This is a genomic window from Curtobacterium sp. NPDC089185 (assembly GCF_040685235.1).
Taxonomy (GTDB): domain Bacteria; phylum Actinomycetota; class Actinomycetes; order Actinomycetales; family Microbacteriaceae; genus Curtobacterium; species Curtobacterium citri.
Genome location: NZ_JBFBHK010000003.1, coordinates 248,709 through 269,616, shown reverse-complemented (window position 1 = coordinate 269,616; position 20,908 = coordinate 248,709). Strand labels below are relative to the sequence as shown.

Below are 20,908 nucleotides of genomic sequence, written 5' to 3'. Positions count from 1 at the left end.
GCTTTCGTGGGTCGTCTCCACAGACACGGCCGGGAGGCCTGGGTCGGGTCCGGCGGATCCGTACCGTCGTCTGCGTGGTCGGGTCGCGAGTCGAGAGGGGGTCCCGGATGACGGCGACGGGAGTGGGACTCGCGGCCTGGCCACCCGCCGCGGTGGCGGCGGTGTTGGCCGCGGCGGTCGGGTCGGCGCTGACGCTGGTCGGCGCACTGGTCGGCGGGCTGTGGGCCGTGCTGCGGTGGCGGCGGGACGTGGCGCGGGAGGAACGCGACCGGGCCTGGGCGCGGTTCGTGTGGACGGTCGAGCAGGTCTGTGATGCGGATGTCGGCCGCGCCGAGATCGGTCGCTTCAGTGCTCGGGCGATGTCCAGAATGCAGATCCTTCGCGCCGGCGACGCCGCGATCGGCAAGATCGTGCTCGATCTCATCACGGAAGGGAACGCAGATGGCAGTGGAAGACCCGGTGGTCGCGCTCATCGAACGCGATCGTGAAGAGTGGCGGCAGCTGATCCGGCGGCAGTACCGCTTCCGACCCTGGGAGGCCCGACGGATCATCCGGGTCCACGACGACCTGCTCCGGTGGCGCGACGAACTCCGGGCGGCGCAACGCGAGCGGGCTCGGCTCATCGAGTCCGGTGAACTGCAGGTGGACCGCCGGAACTAGGGGAGCGAGGCGCGCAGGGTGCCGAGCGTGCCGATGAACTCCTCGGCCATGCCCGCGCGTTCCACGAGCTTCGCGTGCCGGGCGCGGGCGTCGTCGAGGTACCCGTCGAGACGGGCGGCGAGGGCCGTGCGGCCCTCCGGGTCGGCCGTGGCGAGCGCGTCGACCACGCGCAGGAGTTCCGCCATCTCGTCGAGCGTGAAGCCGAGTGGCTTCATGCGTCGGATCACGAGCAGCCGTTCGAGGTCCCCGATCGTGTAGACGCGGAACCCGCCGGTGGTCCGTCCACTGGGCACGAGCAGGCCGACCTCGTCGTAGTGGCGGATGGTGCGGAGGGACATGCCGGCGCGCTCGGCGAGCTCGCCGATGTGCATGGTGTCGGCGCTCTCGGTCGCGTCGCCTGGCTCGGTGGTGCTCACGGACGTCATGCTCGCAGACCTTCCTCCCGGCTGTCCCCGGGTCCCTGCGGCAACCCTACCCTCACGTCAGGGTAGGGTTTCCCGCGATGTCCATCGCACCCCACGCCCCCGCGGCACCCAGCGTCCTCAGTGCACTCCGGTCACCCCGCCTGTTCACGCGCGAGGTCCTCGCCGGTGTCGTCACCGCGCTCGCCCTCATCCCCGAAGCGATCTCGTTCTCGGTCGTGGCCGGCGTCGATCCGGCCGTCGGGCTGTTCTCGAGCGTGGTGATCGCGGTCGTGATCTCGATCGTGGGCGGCCGCCCGGCGATGATCTCCGCGGCGGCGGGCTCCGTCGCACTCGTCATCGCACCGCTCGTCCGCGACCACGGCGTCGCCTACCTCGTCCCCGCCGTGGTGCTCGGCGGCGTGTTCCAGGTCGTGCTCGGGTTCCTCGGCGTGGCCCGGCTCATGCGGTTCATCCCGCGCAGCGTCAACGTCGCATTCGTGAACGCCCTGGCCATCCTCATCTTCACCGCGCAGCTGCCGAACCTGCTCGGACCCGACGTCCCGTTCGTGGTGTGGCCGCTCACCGCGCTCGGCGTGGGCATCATCATCGGCTTCCCGTTCCTCACCAGGGCCGTCCCCGCGCCGCTGATCGCGGTCGTCGTGGTCACCGCGATCACGATCGTCTTCGGGGTCGCGGTCCCGACCGTCGGCGACGAGGGGTCCCTGCCCACCGCGCTGCCCGGCTTCGGCGGCATCACCGTGCCCCTGTCCCTCGAGACCCTGCAGATCGTCGCACCGTACGCGTTCGGCGTCGCGATCGTCGGGCTCATCGAGACGCTCCTCACCGCGCAGCTCGTGGACTCGCTCACCGAGACCCGGTCGAGCGCGTGGCGCGAGTCGTGGGGCCAGGGGATCGCGAACATCGCCTCGGCCTTCTTCGGGGGGACCGGCGGGTGCGCGATGATCGGGCAGACCGTCATCAACGTGAAGACCGCGGGGGCGCGGACACGGGTGTCGACCTTCGCGGCGGGTGCCTCGGTGCTGGTGCTGACGATCGTGCTCCACGACCTGGTCGCCCAGATCCCGATGGCCGCCCTGACCGCCGTCATGCTGATGGTGTGCGTCGCGACCTTCGACTGGCACAGCGTCCGACCGCGCACCCTCGGCCGGATGCCGCTCGGCGAGACCGCGGTCATGGTGATCACCGTCGTGGTCGTCGTCGCGACGGACAACCTCGCCACCGGGGTGATCGTGGGCGTCGTGGTGGCCGCGCTCGTCTTCGCCCGGCGGGCAGCCCACGTCGTCTCGGTCGTGCGCGAGCCGGTCGACGAGCACACGGTGCGCTACCGGGTCCGCGGTGCGCTGTTCTTCGCCTCGTCCAACGACCTCGTCACCCGCTTCTCCTACGCCGAGGACCCGCAGCACGTCGTCGTCGACATGTCCGACGCCCACGTCTTCGACGCGAGCACGGTCGCGGCGCTCGACGGCATCGAGCAGCGGTACGCGCGGCACGGCTCGACCGTCGAGGTGGTGAACCTGAACACCGGCTCCGTCGCCCTGCACGGCAGGTTGACCGGCCGTCTCGACTGACGGCGGGGCTGAACGGTCGCACATGCCGTGGATCCGCTGTGGGGCGGGTGAGGTCGGTGGAGCGACCTACACTGGAACCCATGCCCGCGACACGGATCCACCTCGTCCGGCACGGCGAGGTCCACAACCCGGGGCGAGTGCTCTACGGCCGACTGCCCGGCTTCGGCCTGAGCGAGCTCGGCACCCGGATGGCCGCCGCCTCGGCGACCGCGTGGCACGACGCCGGGGTCGACGTCCGCCGGATCGTCGCCTCGCCGCTCCAGCGCACGCAGGAGTCCGCCGCACCGTGGGCTGCCGCGTACGGGCTCGACGTCACGCTCGACGAACGACTCATCGAGCCGACCAACCGCTACGAGGGGCAGCGGCCCGGCTTCACCAAGCGCTCGGTGGGCCGCCCGACCGAGTGGCCGTGGATCGCGAACCCGTTCCGCCCGAGCTGGGGCGAGGCGTACGAGTCCATCGCGTCCCGGATGCTCGCCGCGGTCACGTCGGCGTGGGAGAGCACGGACGGCGGCGACGTCGTCCTCGTCAGCCACCAGCTGCCCATCTGGACCGTGCACCGCAAGCTCGCGGGGGAGCCGCTCTGGCACGACCCGCGCAAGCGACGGTGCGACCTCTCCAGCATCACGACCCTCGAGCGTGTGCCCGCCACCTCGTCCGGTCGCTTCACCGAGGTCGGGTACGCGGACCCGGCGCAGTCCCTGCGCGTGTCCGCCGTCGACGAAGGAGCAGTCTGATGCCCACCCGGACCCGGTTCGCCACCCTCGCGGCGACGGCGGTGATCGCAGCCCTGGCGCTCGCCGGGTGCTCGTCGTCGAACGACAAGCTGTCCGAGCAGTACGGCAGCGGGACGACCCAGAACTACATTTCCGGTACCGGCGCGGTGACCGAGGTCGCTGTGGACAAGCGGACAGACCCGGTGGACTTCACGACGAAGGACACCGACGGCGACACCGTCTCAGCGAAGGCCCTGCGCGGCAAGGTCGTCGTCCTCAACTTCTGGTACGCCGGCTGCCCGCCGTGCCGTGCCGAGGCGAAGTACCTCAACCAGGTGCACGACGAGCACGCGGACGACGACGTGGCCTTCGTCGGCGTCAACGTCCGTGACGAGGAAGGGACGGCGGCGGCGTTCGAGCGCACCTTCGGCGTCGACTACCCGACCGTGCTCGACGCCCGCGACGGCACGGTGCAGCTGGCGCTGTCCGGCCAGATCGCCCCGAACGCGGTGCCGGCGACGATCGTCCTCGACAAGCAGGGCCGGGTTGCCGCACGCGTCCTCGGTGCGATCGACGGGAAGAGCATCCTCGACACCCTGGTCACCGACGAGCTCTCCGGCAAGGCGTCCTGACCCGTGCCCGGCAACCCCTTCGCCGACGCGATCCTGAGCGGCCAGATGCTGGTGGCGCTCCCCGTCGCCGCACTCGCCGGGCTCGTCTCGTTCCTGTCCCCGTGCGTGCTGCCCCTGGTGCCCGGCTACCTCGGGTACGTCGGCGGCATCGCCGAGGGCGGGCAGCGTCGCGGCCGGGTCGTGCTCGGGGTGCTCCTGTTCGTGCTCGGCTTCACCGCCGTGTTCGTGGCGTACACCACGGTGTTCGGCGCGCTCGGGTTCTGGCTGGTCCGCTGGCGTGACCTCATCACGCAGGTGCTCGGCGTCGTCGTGATCGCGATGGGCCTCGTGTTCGTCGGTCGGTTCACGTTCCTGCAGCGCACGATCAAGCCGTCGTGGACGCCCGCGACCGGGCTCGTCGGCGCCCCGCTGCTCGGCATCGTGTTCGGGCTCGGCTGGACCCCGTGCCTCGGACCGACCCTGGCCGCGATCAACCTGCTCAGCGTCCAATCGGGCAGCGCGTGGCAGGGCATGTGGCTCGGCGTCGCGTACTGCCTCGGCCTCGGGATCCCGTTCGTCCTCGTCGCCCTCGGTGCGGGCTGGGCGACCGGTGCGATCCGCGCCGTGAAGCGCCACATGCGCACCGTCAACATCATCGGAGGAGCAATCCTGATCGTCATCGGTCTGCTCATGGTCACCGGCATCTGGTCGGCCGTCATGTCGAGCGTCGGGGCGGTGATCCAGAGCTTTGTCCCCGCGGTCTGAGCACGACACCACGCCCGCCGGTCCGGCGCCGGTCGACGACACGACCTCCGGCGGCGACCCGATGCGGCCGTCCGACCACGTCGACAGCGCAGCCCCGGCGGCCTCCGGCGACGACGGGGGCGTGACCCAGCCGAAGCTCGGCTTCGTCGGGTCGCTGCGCTTCGCCTGGCGGCAGCTGACGAGCATGCGCACGGCGCTGTTCCTGCTCATGCTGCTCGCCCTCGCGGCCATCCCGGGCTCGCTCGTCCCGCAGCGCACGGCGGACCCGAACGGTGTGGTTCAGTACAAGTCGGACCACCCGCAGCTCTTCCCGGTGCTCGACGCGCTCCAGGTCTTCGACACCTACACCTCGGTGTGGTTCTCGGCGATCTACCTGCTGCTCTTCGTCTCGCTCATCGGCTGCATCGTCCCGCGGACGAAGCACCACTGGCAGGCGCTCCGGACGCGCCCGCCGCGGACACCGGTGCGGCTCGGCCGCCTGGCGGGCTACCGGTCCGTGCCGGTGGACGCCGACGCGCTGACCGCACCCGCCACCCGCGCGAGCGGTGCGACGGACGCGGCCACGGGCCTCCCGTCCGTCGACCACGCCGTGACGCGTGCCATGGCGCTCCTGAAGCGCTCCGGCTACCGCGTCGAGCGGTTCGGCGACTCGGTGAGCGCGGAGCGCGGCTACCTGCGCGAGACCGGCAACCTCGTGTTCCACGCGGCACTCGTCGGGGTGCTCGTCGCGGTGGGCATGGGCGGCGGCTTCAGCTACACGGGCCAGCGACTGCTCGTCGAGGGGCAGACGTTCTCGAACGTGCTCGGCTCCTACGACTCGTTCAACCCGGGTCGGTGGTTCCGGCAGACGGACCTGCAGGGCTACAACCTGACGCTCGACAAGTTCACGACGACGTACGAGGAGAAGAACCTCGACGCCCTCGGGCAGGCGCTCGACTACTCGGCGACCGTCACGAGCCAGGAGAAGGGGCAGGCCGCGAAGACCAGCCGCATCGGGGTGAACGACCCGCTCGCCGTCGGCGGCACGAACGTCTACCTGCTCGGCAACGGCTACGCCATGCAGGTCACCGTCCGCGACGGGCAGGGCAACGTCGCGTTCCAGGACGTCGTGCCCTTCCTGCCGGAGGACGCGAACTACACGTCGACGGGTGTGCTCAAGGTGCCCGACGCGAAGCCGTCGCAGCTCGGCATGGTCGGCTTCTTCTACCCGACGGCGTCGAAGCTCTCGACCGGGGCGTTCGCGAGCGCCTACCCGGACGCGCAGAACCCGCTCCTGACGCTGCAGGTCTACCGCGGCGACCTCGGGCTCGACAGCGGGGTCCCGCAGAGCGTGTACTCGCTCGACACCAGCGGCCTCGAGCAGATCGCCGGACGGCAGTCGTCGACGGCGAGCATCGAGCTCAAGCCCGGTCAGACGACGACCCTGCCCGACGGCACCGGTTCGATCACGTTCGACGGGGTGAAGCGCTACGTCTCGCTCGACGTGCACCACGACCCGTCGCAGGCGTACGTCGCGGGCTTCGCGCTGCTCTCCACCCTCGGCCTGCTCGTGTCGCTGTTCGTCCCGCGCCGCCGCGTGTGGGTGAAGGCCGTCCCGCGCCGCGGCGCGGAGCACGGCGAGTACGACCTGGAGTACGCCGGCCTGGCGCGAGGCGAGGACCCCAACCTCGAGCGCGCCGTCGACGACATCGCCCGCCGGCACCTGTCGGACCTCGGAGTTAGGATTCCTGCGTGAACGACATGACGACGAACCTGGCGACCTACTCGGTCGTGCTGACGTACTCGGCCATGGCGGTCTACGTCATCGCGTTCATCTCGTTCGCGCTCGACATGGCCAAGCGCGCGGGTGAGGTGACGGCGGCTGCCGGTGCAGCAGCGCCCGAGGAGCGGACCGTCGCGACCGTCCAGGGCGGGACCGTCGTGCTCGAGAAGGTCGGCACCACCTCCGGTCGGTCGGGCGGCGGCGGCACGAAGTTCGAGCGGGTCGGCATGGCGATGACGATCCTCGCGCTGGTGCTGCACGTCGCGGCCACCGTGCTGCGGGGCATCGCCGCCGACCGTGTGCCGTGGGGCAACATGTTCGAGTTCTCGCTGACCGGCACGGCGCTCATCACGCTGATCTTCCTGCTGGTGCAGCTCTGGCAGAACCTGAAGTTCCTCGGCGTCTTCATCACGGGCCTGACGATCATCCTGCTCGGCATCGCGACCGTGAACTACTGGGTCCCGGTCGTCCCGCTGCAGCCCGCGCTCCAGTCCTACTGGCTCGTCATCCACGTCTTCGTGGCGATCGCCGGTACCGGGTTCTTCGCGCTCGGCGCCGGGCTCGCGGTGGCGCAGCTCGTGCAGACCTACCGGCAGGGCCGCCCGGTGTCCAAGCAGCTCCGCTTCATGGAGACGCTGCCGGACGCCGACCGGCTCGAGGTCTTGACCTACCGGGTCGTCCTGGTCGGCTTCGTGCTGTGGACCTTCACGCTCATCGCCGGCGCCGTCTGGGCCGAGCGTGCGTGGGGCCGCTACTGGGGCTGGGACACCAAGGAGGTCTGGACATTCATCATCTGGGTCGTCTACGCCGGGTACATCCACGCTCGCGCGACGCGCGGCTGGCGCGGGGCCCGCTCGTCGTGGCTGGCGCTCATCGGCTTCGCCGCGGTGATGTTCAACTTCTCCGTCGTCAACGTCTTCTTCAAGGGCCTGCACAGCTACTCGGGTCTGTGAGTCGCTGACCACGTCACGACACGACGGACGGGAGGCGCGGTGCCAGCTGGCACCGCGCCTCCCGTCCGTCGTCAGGCCGCGGCGAGCAGCGCGTACACGCGCGCGAGCCGCGCCAGCCACCACGCCGTCCGTTCGGGCGACGCCGCGTTCCGCTCCAGCAGGTCCCGCGAGACCTCGACGCGCCGGACCGGCACCCGCCCGGCGACGGGCAGCAGCGGTGACGCGGTGACGTCGGACGCGAACATCGCCGCCGTCCCGAGCCCGGCCGCGTAGCCCGGGGTCATCGCCGCCGCCGCGAGGAACGCCCCGATGCCGAGTCCGACCGACGTGTCCAGCGCGCTGGACACCACGCAGGGCAGGCCCGCGTCCGCGACCACGGCCTGCGCCGCGGTCACGCCGCCGAGCGGCTGCGCCTTCACGACGAGCACGTCGGCGGCTCCCGCGCGCGCGACGGCGAGGGGGTCGGCGGCCTTCCGCACGCTCTCGTCCGCGGCGATCGGCACGCCGAGCCCGGCGGTGCGCGAGCGCAGGGCCGCGAGCTCCGGCACGGTCCGACAGGGCTGCTCGGCGTACTGCAGGCCGTGGGGCGCGAGTCGCTCGAGGGCCCGGGTGGCCTCGTCGACGCTCCAGAGACCGTTCGCGTCCACCCGGACGTCCGCGTCGGCTCCCATCACCCGGCGGACCTCCGCCACCCGGGCGACGTCGTCGTCGACGGTCGTGCCGGGTTCGGCGACCTTGACCTTCGCGGTCGTGCAGCCGGGGTAGCGGGCGAGGAGCCCGGCGACCTCGTCGGGGGCGACCGCGGGCACGGTGGCGTTGACGGGCACCGAGTCCGCGGCCGGCTCGTGGTCGGTCCACCCGAAGTCGACCGAGGCGCGGAGCCATGCGGCGGCCTCGGCGTCGTCGTACTCGACGAACGGCGAGAACTCCGTCCAGCCGACGGGACCGCGGAGGACGAGGGCCTCGCGGACGGTGATGCCACGGAACCGCACGCGCATCGGCAGGGCCACGACGTGGGCGTCGGCGGTCAGGTCGTCGAGGTCGGGGAGCACACCCCATCATCACCCGCGCGGTCGGGGTCGGTGCCACCGCGACGGCACCCAGCGCTCGCGCCGACACCTCGGAGCCGACCGCCAGGGCCGGGCACTAGCATGCACCGGTCGGCCCAGCGTCGGCGGTGCCGCGGCAGCTCGCGGCACGGACGTGTGGCGACCGAGGAGAGGGAGGGCCGGTGGCGTCGGATCCGCAGCAGCGTGGCCAGCGAACCGGCCGCCCGACGTCGGACGACCCCGTGACCGCCCAGCAGCGAGCGGCTGCCCGGCGAGCAGCCGCCCAGCGCGCCGCAGCCCAGCGCACCGCGCCGCAGCGTCCCGCAGCCCCGCAGCGTGCCGCCGCTCCGCGTGGTCCGGCCCAACGCACCCCGCAGCGGGCCGAGGGGGTTGCGGCGTCGCCCCGCGGACGAGGAACCTCGGGCACGACCGCTGCGAACGGCGACTTCGAGCGGATGCTGCAGCGGGGCTCGGTGGACACCCGGACCCTCGCGCAGAGCCGTCGGCGCCGCAACCCGGTCATCGGCAAGATCGCGCTCGGTCTCGCGGTGGTGTCCGCCGCGGTCGACGCCAGCGCCTTCGCGGTGTTCATGGGCGGCGACACCACCTTCGCGTTCGGCATCTGCTTCGTGGTCGTGTTCCTCACGCTCATCGCCGCGGTGCTCGGCTTCATCGCCGCGGTCGGCTCCTTCGGCCGGTGGTACGGCGCGGTCGGGGTGGTGCTGGCGTTCTTCGCGAACCCGGTGATCCTCATCGTGCTGCTCGTCGTCGTCGCGCCGGAGGCACTCACCGGCATGTAGCCCGGTGGCGCCGGTGGCACCGGTGGCACGTGATCCGCCGGCGGTACGGTGGAGGCATGGCTGCTCCCGTCTCCGACCTCTTCGACCCCGACGTCTGGACCGAGGCCCCGGTCGCGGCGCAGTTCACCGACATCACGTACCACAAGCACGTCTCGCAGGGCATCGTCCGGGTCGCGTTCGACCGCCCGGAGGTCCGCAACGCCTTCCGTCCCCGCACGGTCGACGAGCTGTACCGCGCCCTCGACGACGCCCGGCAGGACCCGCGCGTCGGCGTCGTCCTGCTCACCGGCAACGGTCCGAGCCCGAAGGACGGCGGCTGGGCGTTCTGCTCCGGCGGCGACCAGCGCATCCGCGGCCGGAGCGGCTACCAGTACGTCGGCGACGAGGGCGCTCCGCCCGAGGGGGTCGACCCGGCCGCCGCGCAGGCCTCGATGGGCCGCCTGCACATCCTCGAGGTCCAGCGCCTCATCCGGATGATGCCGAAGGTCGTCGTCGCGGTCGTGCCCGGCTGGGCCGCTGGTGGCGGGCACTCCCTGCACGCGATCTGCGACCTCACCATCGCGAGCGCCGAGCACGGGCGCTTCAAGCAGACCGACGCCGACGTCGGGTCCTTCGACGGCGGCTACGGCAGCGCGTACTACGCCCGGCAGATCGGGCAGAAGCTCGCGCGCGAGGTCTTCTTCCTGGCGGAGGAGTACTCCGCGCAGCGGGCGTACGAGATGGGTGCGGTGAACAAGGTCGTGCCGCACGCCGACCTCGAGCGCGAGGCGCTCCGCTGGGGTGAGACGATCCTCGGCAAGTCGCCGACGGCGATCCGGATGCTGAAGTACGCCTTCAACGCGGTCGACGACGGCATGGTCGGTCAGCAGGTCTTCGCGGGCGAGGCGACGCGGCTCGCCTACGGCACGGACGAGGCGGTCGAGGGGCGCGACTCCTTCCTCCAGAAGCGCGAGCCCGACTGGACCGCCTTCCCGTGGCACTACTGAGGCCCGGGGACCTGCGGTGACCCGTCCGCTGGTCGCGCTGGGCGCGTCGGACCCGACGGCCGTGCTGCGCGGACTGGAGGCCGCCCTCGCCGGCGGCCCCGCACTCCTGCCGGTCGCGGTGGACACCCCGGCGCTGCCGACGCCGCCACCGTCCCACGTCGCGCAGCGGGTCGCCCTGGTCGTCGAGACGAGCGGGTCGACCGGCACCGGCAAGCGTGTGGCGCTGTCCGCCGATGCGCTCCTCGCCGGAGCCGCCTCGGCCGACGCCGCACTCGGCGGCCCGGGGCGCTGGGTGCTCGCGCTGCCGACGCACTACATCGCGGGCCTCAACGTCCTGACGCGGTCGATCGCCTCGGGCACCTCGCCCGTCGTGGTGCCACCCGGTCACTTCGAGGCCGCCGCGTTCGCCGACGCGGTCGACCGGCTCGACGTCGGTCCCGAGGCCCCGCGGCGCTACACCTCGCTCGTCCCGGTGCAGCTCGCCCGCGTGCTCGACGATCCGCGTGCCCGGGCCGCGGCGACCCGCTTCGACGCCGTCCTCGTGGGCGGTCAGGCGACCCCGGCACCGCTCCGCCGGCGGGCGCTCGAGGCGGGCATCCGGGTGGTCACCACCTACGGGGCGAGCGAGACGAGCGGCGGCTGCGTCTACGACGGCACCCCCTTCGGCACCGTCCGCGCCGGACTCGTCGACGGGGCGCTCGAGCTCGCCGGCCCGATGCTCGCCGAGGGGTACCTCGACGACCCGGACCGCACCGCCCGCACGTTCACCGAGCGGGACGGGCTCCGCTGGTACCGGACCGGCGACGCCGCGGCGTTCGACGACGACGGCCGGCTCCGGGTGCTCGGCCGACTCGACGACGTCATCGTGTCGGGCGGCGAGAAGGTGCCGCTCGGCGCGGTCGAACGGCGGGTCCGCGAGCTCCCCGGGCAGGACGCCGCGGTCGTGACGCGTCGGACGTCGGGGGAGTGGGGCGAGGTGCCGGTCGTCGTCACGGAGCAGCCGCTCGACCTCGACACCGTCCGCGCGCACGTCGGGGAGCTCCTCGGGCGGGCTGCCCGACCGGCGGACGTCCTCGTCGTCGACGCGGTGCCGATGCTCGGCACGGGGAAGCCCGACCGACGGGCCGTCCGCGTGCTCGCCGACCCCGACGGTGCACCGCCGGCGTAGCGAGCGCGGATACGATGGTCGGCCGTGGCACGTACGAAGAACACGAACCGGACCAAGGGCCGCAGCGGCAACCCCGCGAAGGCCGCCCGACCGCAGCGCGGCAAGCAGCGGGCGACCGCTCGTGACTGGATCGGCGGTGCCCGGCTCCGCACGCTGACGCTCGGTGTCGTCCCGGTCGTGCTCGGCACCGGTGTCGCGTTCGTCGACTCCGGCGAGCCGGGCGACTTCGGGTCCTACCTCGGGCACGACCACCGCCTGGCGGTCGCGCTCCTCGCCCTCGGTGTCGCACTCTTCCTGCAGATCGGTGTGAACTACAGCAACGACTACTCCGACGGTGTCCGGGGGACCGACGAGTTCCGCGTAGGACCGGCGCGTCTGACCGGGGCCGGGCTCGCGAAGCCCCGCACGGTCCTCACCGTCGCGCTGACGTTCTTCGGACTCGCGGCGCTCGCCGGCCTGGTCATCGTCGCGCTCACCGGGCTGTGGTGGTTGCTGGTCGTCGGCGCGGCCGCGATCGTCGCCGCGTGGTTCTACACCGGCGGGAAGAAGCCGTACGGGTACAACGCGCTCGGCGAGGTCTTCGTCTTCGTCTTCTTCGGCCTGGTCGCGGTGCTCGGGACGCAGTACGTGCAGATCCGCGAGGTCACCACGAGCGGCTGGGCAGCGGCGGTCGCGGCCGGCTTCTTCGCCTGCGCCGTGCTCATGGTGAACAACATCCGCGACATCGACGAGGACCGACTGGCCGGCAAGCGGACGCTCGCCGTCGTGGTCGGACGTCCGGTCGCCCGGGTGCTGTACGGCCTGTTCCTCATGCTGCCGTACGTCGTGCTGCTCTGGTTCGTCCTGCTCTACTTCCGCACCGGGTTCGCCTACTTCTCACTGCTGCTGGCGTTGCCGGCGCTCGTCATCGGCGTCTCCACGCGGAAGCCCCGCGAGCTCGTCACCGCGCTGCAGCTGTCGTCGTTCGCGTCGCTGGCGTTCGGTGTCGTGCTCGGCCTGACGCTCGTGCTCCTGCCGTAGCCGCTCGGTCCTGCCGTCGGGTGCCGGGTCAGTCCTCGTCGCGCTCGTGACGGACGCGGTGACGCTCGGCGTCGGAGACCGGACGCGTGGCCGGCGCGGCGTGCTCGGCAGCGGCGGTGTCAGCGGCGGCGGTGTCAGCGGCGTCCGAGTCCGCGGCGTCGACGAAGCCGTCCTCGAAGTCGGAGTCCGCGTCGTGCTCCGGTCGGGCGCGACGCGACGCGATGCTCGACGTCACCCGGCCGCGCAGCCCCGGCAGGGCGATGTAGGACACGAGCAGACCGATCAGGGCCGCACCGATCGCCGCCCAGTACCACCGCAGGCCGATGACGAGCAGGACGGCCAGCGCCGCGGCGAAGATGCCGAGTCGGGCAAGGGTGTAGACGAGCCACGCTTTCACCCGACGAGTCTACGGAACCCGCGGTGGGGGAACGGCTGACCGGCAGGTACGTCCCAGGCGCAGTCCGTAGGCTCCTGGGATGGTCCGTCTCTGGTTGGTCCTCGCCGTCGCCGCCGTGGCGTTCACGGTGTACTCGGCCATCGACTGCGCGACCATGCCCCGGGAACGCATCCGCTCACTGCGTCGCGGCTGGTGGATCCTGCTCGTGATCGTCCTGCCGGTCCTCGGCGGACTGCTCTGGTTCGTGCTCGGCCGTGCCCCGGCGACGCCCGGACCGACGCCCCGGTACCGTGGTCCCGAAGACGACCCCGACTTCCTCGGTGGCCCCCGTGCCCCCGGGTCACCCCGCACCGGAACGGACCAGGACGACGCAACCCTCCGAGACCTCGAAGACCGACTCCGCGAGCGGGACGAACGCGACGACGGCAGCACCGCCGATCGCTGACGGGTCCGCCGGATCGGGCAGCCCGGCGACCGACTTCGCCCTGGCGCTGCTGCAGGAGCTCGCGCGCGCGGGCGTCACCGACGTCGTGGTCAGTCCGGGCTCCCGCTCGCAGGCGCTCGCCCTGGCCGCGGTCGCGCTCGAGCGCGCGGGCGGCGTGACCGTGCACGTCCGGCTCGACGAACGGACCGCGGGGTTCTTCGCGCTCGGGCTCGCCGTCGAGTCCGGTCGGCCCGCCGCCGTCGTCACCACCTCCGGTACCGCGGTGGCGAACCTGCACCCGGCCGTGCTCGAGGCGCACCACTCCGGCGTGCCGATGATCGTGCTGAGCGCCGACCGGCCGACCGAGCTCCGGGGCATCGGCAGCAACCAGACGACCGTGCAGCCCGGACTCTTCGGACCGGCCGTCTCCTTCGTGCGCGACGTCCAGGCACCCACGGCCGGCAGCGTCGACGTCGACGCGGTGCGCTCGCTGGCGCGCGAGGCCGTCGCGGTCGCCGCGGGGCACACCGGCCAGCCCGGGCCCGTGCAGCTCGACGTCGCCTTCCGTGAACCGCTCTCTGCCGGCCTCCGCGCCGAGGACGTCGACGGCGTGCCGGACGACGAGGTCGACCTCGAACACGCGCAGCGCCGGGTGCACGCCGGACTCCCGGTCGTCGAGCTGACGCCGGACGACGAGCCCGCGACCGTCGTGATCGCCGGGCACGACGCCGGGCCGGACGCCGAGCGCATCGCGTGGGAGCTCGGTGCGCCGCTGCTGGCGGAGGTCTCGAGCGGTGCGCGCTTCGGCCGGAACCTGGTCGTGGCCTACCGCGACCTGCTCCGTGACGCGGAGCTCGGCGGTGCGGTCCGCCGCGCCGTCGTGCTCGGCCACCCCACGCTCAGCCGGGAGGTCCCCGCGCTCCTGCAGCGACCCGACGTCGAGACGATCGTGGTCCGCGGGGCGGGAGCCGACCCGTACGACCCGGCACGCGCCTCCCGTCCGGACGCGGCGACCACGTTCGTGTCCGACGTCCGCGTGACCGGCCGGACCACCCCGGCACACCGCGCGTGGGTCGGCCGGTGGGTGACGACGAGCCGGGCGGTGCTCGGCGACGGCGACGCCGGTCCCGACCTCGACGCGAAGCGCTCGGGCGACCGCGCGGAGCGGAACCGCTTCCTGCGCGACGAGGTCGCACTGCGTCGCCGGGCCGTCGACCGCACGATGCTGGTCGAGGCCGTGTGGGGCGTCACCTGGCCGCACGACCGGCTCGTGCTCGGGGCGTCGCAGCTCATCCGCGTCGCGGACGCGCACGTCGCGGGCAAGAAGCTCCGCGTGCACGCCAACCGCGGCCTCGCGGGGATCGACGGCACAGTGTCGACGGCGCTCGGCATCGCCGCGGCCCTGGAGCGGACGGCGGACTCGGTCGGCACCACGCGGGTGCTCGTCGGTGACCTGACGTTCCTGCACGACCTCGGTGCGTTCGTCACCGGGACCGAGGAGCGGACGCACCGCGTGCAGGTCGTCGTCGGCAACGACGCCGGCGGCGCGATCTTCCGCGGGCTCGAGGTCGCACGCACCACGCCGGACGAGGACATGCGCCGGATGATGACCACGCCGCAGCACGTCGACGTCGAGCGGGTCGTCACCGGACTCGGTTGGGAGTACCGGCGCGCGACCACCTGGGGCGACCTGGAGGCCGTGCTCACCGACCCGGCGCAGCGACTCGTGGTCGAGGTGCCGCTGACCGACTGACGGGCGGCCGGCGTCGGTTGCGTCGGGTCGGTGCGGTGCGGTGCGTTGCGGTGCGTTGCGTCAGGCCAGGGCGTCGCGCACCGGACGGAACTTGAGGGCGGTCTCGGCGACCTCGCGCGCCGGGTCCGAACCGGCGACGATCCCCGCACCGGCCCATGCCCGGACCGTCCCGTCGGCGTCGATCCGGGCGCTGCGGAGCGCGAGCATCCACTCGCCGTCGCCGTTCGCCCCGAGCCAGCCGACCGGTCCCGCGTAGCGGCCGCGGTCGACGCCCTCGAGCTCCGCGACGAGCCGCACCGCGACGTCCGTCGGGGTGCCCGCCACGGCTGCCGTCGGGTGGAGGGCGTCCGCGACGTCGAGCGACGTGGTCCCGACCGGCAGGGTCGCGCGTACGTCGGTGGCGAGGTGCCAGAGGTTCGGCAGCTGCAGGCGGAAGGGCTCCGGGTCGGCGCGGAGGTCGGTCGCGATCGGCCGGAGCGCCTTCAGCAGGCTCGCGATCGCGAAGCCGTGCTCCTCGACGTCCTTCGCGCTCGACGCCAGTGCCTCGGCGGCCGCACGGTCCGACGCCGGGTCGGTCCCGCGGGCCGCGCTCCCGGCGAGCACCCGCGCGGACAGCTCGGTGCCGTCGGTGCGCGCCAGGGTCTCCGGCGTCGCCCCGACCAGCCCGTCGACGGCGAACGTCACGCACTGCGGGTAGGCCGCCGCCAGGTCCAGCAGGACCGCGCGCCGGTCGGCACCGGGCGGCAGCGTGCCCACGAGGTCGCGGGCGAGGACGACCTTGTCGGCCTCGCCGGCGGCGATCCGGCGGACGGCGTCGGCGACCGCGGCGGCGTAGGCGTCCTCGTCGATGCTCCCCGGTCGGAGGGCGACCGACACGTGGCCGCCGACGCTCGGCACCGGGGCCGAGGTGCGGGAGAACGCCAGGGGCTCGGGGTCCGGGGTCGTGTCGACCGCGGTGAGCCACGCCTTCCCGCGCCGCTTGCCGATGACGACCCGCGGGACGACGAGCACGCTCTCCTCGGCGGAGTCGTCGGCGAACGTGAACGACCCGAACGCGACGAGACCGGTCCCGCGCAGCTGCACCGGGTCGTCCACCCGGGCGCTGCCGACGAGGTCGCGCCAGACGGCGGACGCCCGGCGCATGCGGTCCGGACCCGAGAACGTGAAGCGGAGGGCCTCGCCGATCCCGACGATGCCGTCGCCGCCCCGGACGAACGCCAACGGGGTGTCCCGCAGGGTGTGGCGGAGGACGTCCCCCGGGTCGTCGAGGATCCGGGTCGAGACCGTGAGCGAGGGGGCCGCCGTGGTGGTTCGGGTCACGGACCGATCGTACGCGCGCGGCCGGTGGCCGGACCCCGGCCGGGCGTCCGGCCACCGTCGGCCCGGGACCTCTAGGATGGTGCGGTGAGCAGAGCGGACCTGAGCAAGCGGCCGGACGAGGTGGCGGCAATGTTCGACGACGTCGCCGCGAAGTACGACCTCACGAACGACATCCTGTCGGCGGGCAACGCCCCGCTGTGGCGCGTCGCGACGGTGCGTGCGGTCGACCCGCAGCCGGGGGAGCGTGTCCTCGACATCGCCGCCGGGACGGGCACGAGCGCCGCGGCCCTGGCGAAGAAGGGCGCGGAGGTCACCGCGCTCGACCTGTCGGCCGGCATGATCGCCGTCGGACGCGAGCGGCACCCCGAGATCACCTTCGTCGAGGGCGACGCCGAGCAGCTGCCCTTCGACGACGACACGTTCGACGCCGTCACCATCTCCTTCGGGCTGCGGAACGTCAACGACCCGATGCAGGCGATCACCGAGATGCTCCGGGTGCTCAAGCCCGGTGGCCGCGTCGTGATCTGCGAGTTCTCCACGCCGCCGATGACGCTCCTGCGCTTCGGCTACGGCACGTACCTCAAGCGCGTGCTCCCCGGCATCGCGCGGCTGTCGAGCAGCAACCCGGCCGCCTACCGCTACCTCGCCGAGTCCATCGAGGCGTGGCCCGACCAGCACGTCCTCAGCCAGTGGCTGCGCGGCGTCGGCTTCACGATGGTCGCGCACCGAAACCTGACGGCCGGGATCGTGGCCCTGCACCGCGGGCGCAAGCCGGTCGAGGGCACCGTCCGCGAGTCCGTCGCCCGACGGGCCCGGGCACGCCGTGAGCACCAGCACACCGGTGAGCAGCCGAGCGTCGACCCGACCGACGCCTGACCGGTCCTCGACCCCGAACACGGAGCAGCACTTGAACCCGAGCGTCCCGGTCGCACGCCGCGCACCGAGCCTCCGCGCCTCGCTGGGCATCGGCGAGCGACTGTTCGCCACGCCGTCCGAGCGACGCTTCATCGCCGCGGTCGACGACGGGCTCGAGCTCGTCGAGCGGGGCCTCGAGGAGGCGATGCGGTCGACCGACACGCTGGCCGACACCACGAGCCGCTACCTGCTCTCCGCCGGTGGCAAGCGGATCCGTCCGACCCTCACGCTGCTCATCGCGCAGCTCGGCGAGGGCGTGACCGACGCGGTGGTCAAGGCCGCCGTGAGCATCGAGACCACGCACCTGGCCTCGTTGTACCACGACGACGTCATGGACGAGGCGCCGGTGCGCCGCGGCGTCCCCGCCGCGCACGTGACCTACGGCAACAACGTGGCCATCCTCACGGGGGACCTCCTCTTCGCCCGGGCCAGCCTCATCACGGCCGACCTCGGCACCGAGGGCATCCGCATGCAGGCGGAGACGTTCCAGCGCCTCTGCATGGGGCAGCTGCACGAGACCACCGGCCCGCAGCCCGACGACGACCCGGTCGAGCACTACATCCAGGTGCTCAGCGACAAGACCGGGTCGCTCATCGCGACCGCGGCCCGCGCCGGCGTGATGTTCTCGGGTGCGGACCGGGCATGGCTCGACGCGGTCGGGACGTTCGGCGAGAAGGTCGGCGTGGCCTTCCAGCTCGTCGACGACGTCATCGACCTCGCTCCGGCCGGAGCCCGCACCGGCAAGATCGCCGGCAACGACCTGCGCGCTGGCGTGGACACGCTGCCGCTGCTGCAGCTCCGCCGGCTCGCCTCGCGCGACGACGGTGCCGCGGCGCTGGTCGCCCGGATCGAGCACGACGTCAAGGACGCGCCCGACGACGCCGTCGACTCGTCGCCGTACCAGTCCGCCGTCGCCGCCCTGCGCGAGCACGAGGCGACCACGGCCACCCGGGCCGTCGCCGTGCGCTGGGCGGAGGAGGCCGTCGCGGCCCTGGAACCGCTGCCCGGCGGCACCGTGAAGCGGGCGCTGACCCGGTTCGCCGAGTCCGTCGTCGAACGCAGCCGCTGACCCACCGGGAGCATCCCGCCCGAACGAACTGGAGCCATCCGTGCCAACCCTCCGACTCGCCATCGTCGGCGCCGGTCCCGCCGGGATCTACGCCGCCGACATCCTGCTGCGCGAGGCCCACGGCACCGACGTGTCGATCGACCTCTTCGAGCAGCTGCCGGCGCCGTACGGCCTGGTCCGCTACGGCGTGGCACCCGACCACCCGCGGATCAAGGGCATCGTCAACGCACTGCGCGACGTGCTCGACCGCGGGGTCGTCCGGCTCTTCGGCAACGTGCGCTTCGGCGAGGACATCACGCTCGACGACCTCAAGCAGCACTACCACGCCGTGCTGTTCTCCACGGGGGCGATCAAGGACGCCGAGCTCGACGTCCCGGGCGTCGAGCTCGAGGGCTCGTACGGTGCGGCCGACTTCGTGAGCTGGTTCGACGGCCACCCCGACGTCCCGCGCACCTGGCCGCTGACGGCGTCGAGCGTCGCGGTGATCGGCAACGGCAACGTCGCCCTCGACGTCTCGCGCATCCTGGCGAAGCACGCCGACGACCTGCTCCCCACCGAGATCCCCGCGAACGTGTACGAGGGGCTCAAGGCGTCGCCCGTCACCGACGTGCACGTCTTCGGCCGCCGCGGTCCGGCGCAGGTGAAGTTCACGCCGCTCGAGCTCCGCGAACTCGGCGAGCTCCGCGACGTCGACATGGTCGTGTACGACGAGGACTTCGACCACGACGAGGCATCGCTGACGGCGATCCAGACGAACAAGCAGGTCATGGTGATGAACCGGGTCCTGGAGCAGTGGCGCACGCGCGAGGTCGGCCGGGCGAGCCGCCGGCTCCACCTGCACTTCTGGGCGAAGCCGCTCGAGTTCGTCGGCGAGGACGGCCACGTCACCGCGATCCGGTACGAGCGGACCCGACCGGACGGGCAGGGCGGGGTCGAGGGCACCGGCGAGGTGCGCGAGCTCGCCGTGCAGGCCGTCTACCGCGCCGTCGGCTACTTCGGGTCACCGCTGCCCGGTGTCCCGTTCGACGCGCGCACCGGCGTCATCCCGAACCGTGGGGGACAGGTGCTCGACGAGGACGGCTCCCAGGTGCCCGGCGTGTACGCCACGGGGTGGATCAAGCGCGGACCGGTCGGGCTGATCGGCCACACGAAGTCCGACGCGATGGAGACCGTGCAGCACATCGTGAACGACCAGGCGTCCTGGTGGACCCCGGCGGACCCCTCGCCCGAGGCCGTCCCCGCGCTGCTCCGGGACCGCGGTGTCGACTTCACCGACCTCGCCGGCTGGCACGCCCTCGACGAGCACGAACAGGCGCTCGGTGCCCCCGAGGGGCGGGAGCGCATCAAGGTCGTGCCGCGCGACGAGATGGTCGACGTCTCGCTGCGTCGGGTCGGCTCGGCGACGAGCTGAGCGCCGCACGATGACCACCGCACGCCCCGCACCGTCCACCGCGATGCGGGGCGTGCTCGTCGCTCCCGGACGCCTGCAGGGGGTCGACGTCGCGCGCGCGCTCGCGCTGCTCGGCATGATGGCCGCGCACATCGGCGGGATCGCCGACGAGGTCGACTGGTCCGACCCGGGCACGTGGTCCGCCGTCGCCCACGGCCGGCCCTCGACGCTGTTCGCGGTGCTCGCGGGTGTCTCGGTCGGCCTCACCAGCGGTCGGACCAGTCCGCCCGGGCCGCCGGCGATCGGACTGGTCCGCGCCCGGCTCGCGGTCCGCGCGATCGTCGTGGTGGCGATCGGGTTGGCCCTGATGGCGCTCGAGACGCCGATCTACGTCATCCTGCCCACCTACGGGGCGCTCTTCCTGCTCGTGCTGCCGGTCCTCCGGGTGCGCCCGGTCTGGCTCGTCCTGCTCGCTGTCGTCTGCGCGGTGGTCTCACCACTCGTGGCGATCGCCGTCGCGCCCCTCTACGCGGGCGCCGGCACGTGGGAGGTCCAGTTGGGCCTCGTCTACCCCGTGGTCACCTTCCTGGCGTACGTGCTGGTCGGACTCGCGGTCGCCCGGGTCGGTCTGGAGGCACGGCGTGCGCAGGTCGCGCTCCTCGCGTCCGGCACGGTGGCCGCCGCCGCCGCGTACGCCGTCGGGAACGCGCTCGCCCCGGTGCCCGCGAGCACCGGGCTGGCCTTCCCCGGCGTGCCGTACGCGCCGGACGGCAGCTCGCCGTCGGCGGCGCTGGCGCAGCTGTTCCTGTCGCCGCGGGCCCACTCGTCGTCGATCGTCGACGTCGTCGGGACGGCGGGGGTCGCCGTCGCGGTGGTCGCCCTCTGCACACTGCTCGTCGACGGCCGCGGGCGGCTGGTCGCGCGCATCGCGTACCCCCTCGCTGCGGTCGGCTCGATGCCGCTGACGGTCTACGCGGGCCACATCGTCGTCATCGCCTGCCTGCCCGGGTACCCGGACTCCGGTGCCGCGTGGGCCTGGTTCGCGATCGGGTCGGTCCTGTTCGCGATGACGTGGCGGGCGTTCCTCGGACGGGGCCCGCTCGAACGCCTCGTCGCCTGGGTCGCGGACGTCGTCACGGCGCCGCGCTGACGACCCG

At 72.9% G+C, this 20,908-nt stretch carries 22 protein-coding genes; 18 read left to right on the top strand and 4 right to left on the bottom strand.

The genetic code is table 11. The features are described from left to right. The first annotated feature begins 107 nt into the window (after positions 1-107). Both AB0N84_RS04815 and AB0N84_RS04810 read left to right on the top strand, forming a co-directional pair. Positions 108-488: a hypothetical protein gene (locus tag AB0N84_RS04815; protein WP_363544100.1), complete on the top strand. Its 381-nt coding sequence runs from the start codon at positions 108-110 to the stop codon at positions 486-488. Then, positions 442-660, top strand: coding sequence for a hypothetical protein (locus tag AB0N84_RS04810; RefSeq protein WP_363544098.1), 219 nt, complete (start codon positions 442-444; stop codon positions 658-660). Before AB0N84_RS04815 ends, AB0N84_RS04810 begins: the two co-directional genes overlap by 47 nt. Here the strand turns inward: AB0N84_RS04810 and AB0N84_RS04805 are convergent. Beyond that, positions 657-1,031: a MerR family transcriptional regulator gene (locus tag AB0N84_RS04805; RefSeq protein ID WP_363544183.1), complete on the bottom strand. Its 375-nt coding sequence runs from the start codon at positions 1,029-1,031 to the stop codon at positions 657-659. The two genes, AB0N84_RS04810 and AB0N84_RS04805, sit on opposite strands and share 4 nt — an antisense overlap. A gap of 131 nt (positions 1,032-1,162) precedes the next feature. On the opposite strand from AB0N84_RS04805, the gene AB0N84_RS04800 reads away from it, so the two are divergent. From AB0N84_RS04800 to ccsB, 6 genes are all read left to right on the top strand, one after another. Next, positions 1,163-2,653 carry a SulP family inorganic anion transporter gene (locus AB0N84_RS04800; RefSeq protein WP_363544096.1) on the top strand — a complete coding sequence of 497 codons (1,491 nt, stop codon included), beginning with the start codon at positions 1,163-1,165 and terminating at the stop codon, positions 2,651-2,653. Positions 2,654-2,733: 80 nt separating this feature from the next. Then, on the top strand, positions 2,734-3,390 hold the full coding sequence (locus AB0N84_RS04795) for a histidine phosphatase family protein (RefSeq protein ID WP_182045957.1): 657 nt from the start codon (positions 2,734-2,736) through the stop codon (positions 3,388-3,390). Then, positions 3,390-4,001, top strand: coding sequence for a TlpA disulfide reductase family protein (locus tag AB0N84_RS04790; RefSeq protein ID WP_363544093.1), 612 nt, complete (start codon positions 3,390-3,392; stop codon positions 3,999-4,001). The genes AB0N84_RS04795 and AB0N84_RS04790 overlap by 1 nt, the downstream gene beginning before the upstream one ends. Before the next feature lie 45 nt (positions 4,002-4,046). Then, positions 4,047-4,745, top strand: coding sequence for a cytochrome c biogenesis protein CcdA (locus AB0N84_RS04785; RefSeq protein ID WP_182046021.1), 699 nt, complete (start codon positions 4,047-4,049; stop codon positions 4,743-4,745). Positions 4,746-4,806: 61 nt separating this feature from the next. Continuing rightward, complete coding sequence (locus tag AB0N84_RS04780) at positions 4,807-6,480, top strand: cytochrome c biogenesis protein ResB (RefSeq protein ID WP_363544181.1); 1,674 nt, start codon at positions 4,807-4,809, stop codon at positions 6,478-6,480. 5 nt (positions 6,481-6,485) lie between these two features. Beyond that, the gene (gene ccsB / locus AB0N84_RS04775) at positions 6,486-7,460 is read left to right on the top strand and encodes a c-type cytochrome biogenesis protein CcsB (RefSeq protein WP_363544179.1); all 975 of its coding nucleotides are present in this window, start codon (positions 6,486-6,488) and stop codon (positions 7,458-7,460) included. Positions 7,461-7,531: 71 nt separating this feature from the next. On the opposite strand, the gene AB0N84_RS04770 is transcribed toward ccsB, so the two are convergent. Then, positions 7,532-8,512 carry an o-succinylbenzoate synthase gene (locus AB0N84_RS04770; protein ID WP_363544091.1) on the bottom strand — a complete coding sequence of 327 codons (981 nt, stop codon included), beginning with the start codon at positions 8,510-8,512 and terminating at the stop codon, positions 7,532-7,534. A gap of 239 nt (positions 8,513-8,751) precedes the next feature. On the opposite strand from AB0N84_RS04770, the gene AB0N84_RS04765 reads away from it, so the two are divergent. Genes AB0N84_RS04765 through AB0N84_RS04750 form a run of 4 tightly spaced genes read left to right on the top strand, consistent with a single transcriptional unit; the run spans position 8,752 to position 12,483 of the window. Further along, positions 8,752-9,309, top strand: coding sequence for a hypothetical protein (locus tag AB0N84_RS04765; protein ID WP_363544089.1), 558 nt, complete (start codon positions 8,752-8,754; stop codon positions 9,307-9,309). A 56-nt stretch (positions 9,310-9,365) separates the two neighbouring features. Then, positions 9,366-10,295, top strand: coding sequence for a 1,4-dihydroxy-2-naphthoyl-CoA synthase (locus AB0N84_RS04760; protein WP_289457388.1), 930 nt, complete (start codon positions 9,366-9,368; stop codon positions 10,293-10,295). A gap of 16 nt (positions 10,296-10,311) precedes the next feature. Then, positions 10,312-11,463: an AMP-binding protein gene (locus tag AB0N84_RS04755; RefSeq protein ID WP_363544086.1), complete on the top strand. Its 1,152-nt coding sequence runs from the start codon at positions 10,312-10,314 to the stop codon at positions 11,461-11,463. A gap of 24 nt (positions 11,464-11,487) precedes the next feature. Further along, positions 11,488-12,483, top strand: a complete 996-nt coding sequence (locus AB0N84_RS04750; RefSeq protein WP_363544084.1) for a 1,4-dihydroxy-2-naphthoate polyprenyltransferase — start codon at positions 11,488-11,490, stop codon at positions 12,481-12,483. A gap of 28 nt (positions 12,484-12,511) precedes the next feature. Here AB0N84_RS04750 and AB0N84_RS04745 read toward each other — a convergent pair whose 3' ends face one another. Then, complete coding sequence (locus tag AB0N84_RS04745) at positions 12,512-12,880, bottom strand: DUF4229 domain-containing protein (RefSeq protein ID WP_363544082.1); 369 nt, start codon at positions 12,878-12,880, stop codon at positions 12,512-12,514. A 79-nt stretch (positions 12,881-12,959) separates the two neighbouring features. Between AB0N84_RS04745 and AB0N84_RS04740 the strand changes: the two genes are divergently transcribed. Both AB0N84_RS04740 and menD read left to right on the top strand, forming a co-directional pair. Beyond that, complete coding sequence (locus AB0N84_RS04740) at positions 12,960-13,325, top strand: PLD nuclease N-terminal domain-containing protein (protein ID WP_363544080.1); 366 nt, start codon at positions 12,960-12,962, stop codon at positions 13,323-13,325. After that, the gene (menD, locus tag AB0N84_RS04735) at positions 13,210-15,057 is read left to right on the top strand and encodes a 2-succinyl-5-enolpyruvyl-6-hydroxy-3-cyclohexene-1-carboxylic-acid synthase (protein ID WP_363544078.1); all 1,848 of its coding nucleotides are present in this window, start codon (positions 13,210-13,212) and stop codon (positions 15,055-15,057) included. Before AB0N84_RS04740 ends, menD begins: the two co-directional genes overlap by 116 nt. Before the next feature lie 60 nt (positions 15,058-15,117). Here menD and AB0N84_RS04730 read toward each other — a convergent pair whose 3' ends face one another. Then, on the bottom strand, positions 15,118-16,377 hold the full coding sequence (locus AB0N84_RS04730; protein ID WP_363544076.1) for an isochorismate synthase: 1,260 nt from the start codon (positions 16,375-16,377) through the stop codon (positions 15,118-15,120). An 84-nt stretch (positions 16,378-16,461) separates the two neighbouring features. Between AB0N84_RS04730 and AB0N84_RS04725 the strand changes: the two genes are divergently transcribed. From AB0N84_RS04725 to AB0N84_RS04710, 4 genes are read left to right on the top strand one after another with little or no spacing between them, the layout of a single operon-like run. After that, positions 16,462-17,253: a demethylmenaquinone methyltransferase gene (locus AB0N84_RS04725; RefSeq protein ID WP_069712126.1), complete on the top strand. Its 792-nt coding sequence runs from the start codon at positions 16,462-16,464 to the stop codon at positions 17,251-17,253. Between the two features lie 31 nt (positions 17,254-17,284). Further along, positions 17,285-18,361: a polyprenyl synthetase family protein gene (locus AB0N84_RS04720; protein WP_363544074.1), complete on the top strand. Its 1,077-nt coding sequence runs from the start codon at positions 17,285-17,287 to the stop codon at positions 18,359-18,361. Between the two features lie 40 nt (positions 18,362-18,401). Then, the gene (locus tag AB0N84_RS04715; RefSeq protein ID WP_363544072.1) at positions 18,402-19,772 is read left to right on the top strand and encodes an FAD-dependent oxidoreductase; all 1,371 of its coding nucleotides are present in this window, start codon (positions 18,402-18,404) and stop codon (positions 19,770-19,772) included. Between the two features lie 10 nt (positions 19,773-19,782). After that, a complete protein-coding gene (locus tag AB0N84_RS04710) occupies positions 19,783-20,901 on the top strand; it encodes a heparan-alpha-glucosaminide N-acetyltransferase domain-containing protein (protein ID WP_363544070.1) in 1,119 nt (372 codons plus the stop codon). Positions 20,902-20,908: the final 7 nt, after the last annotated feature.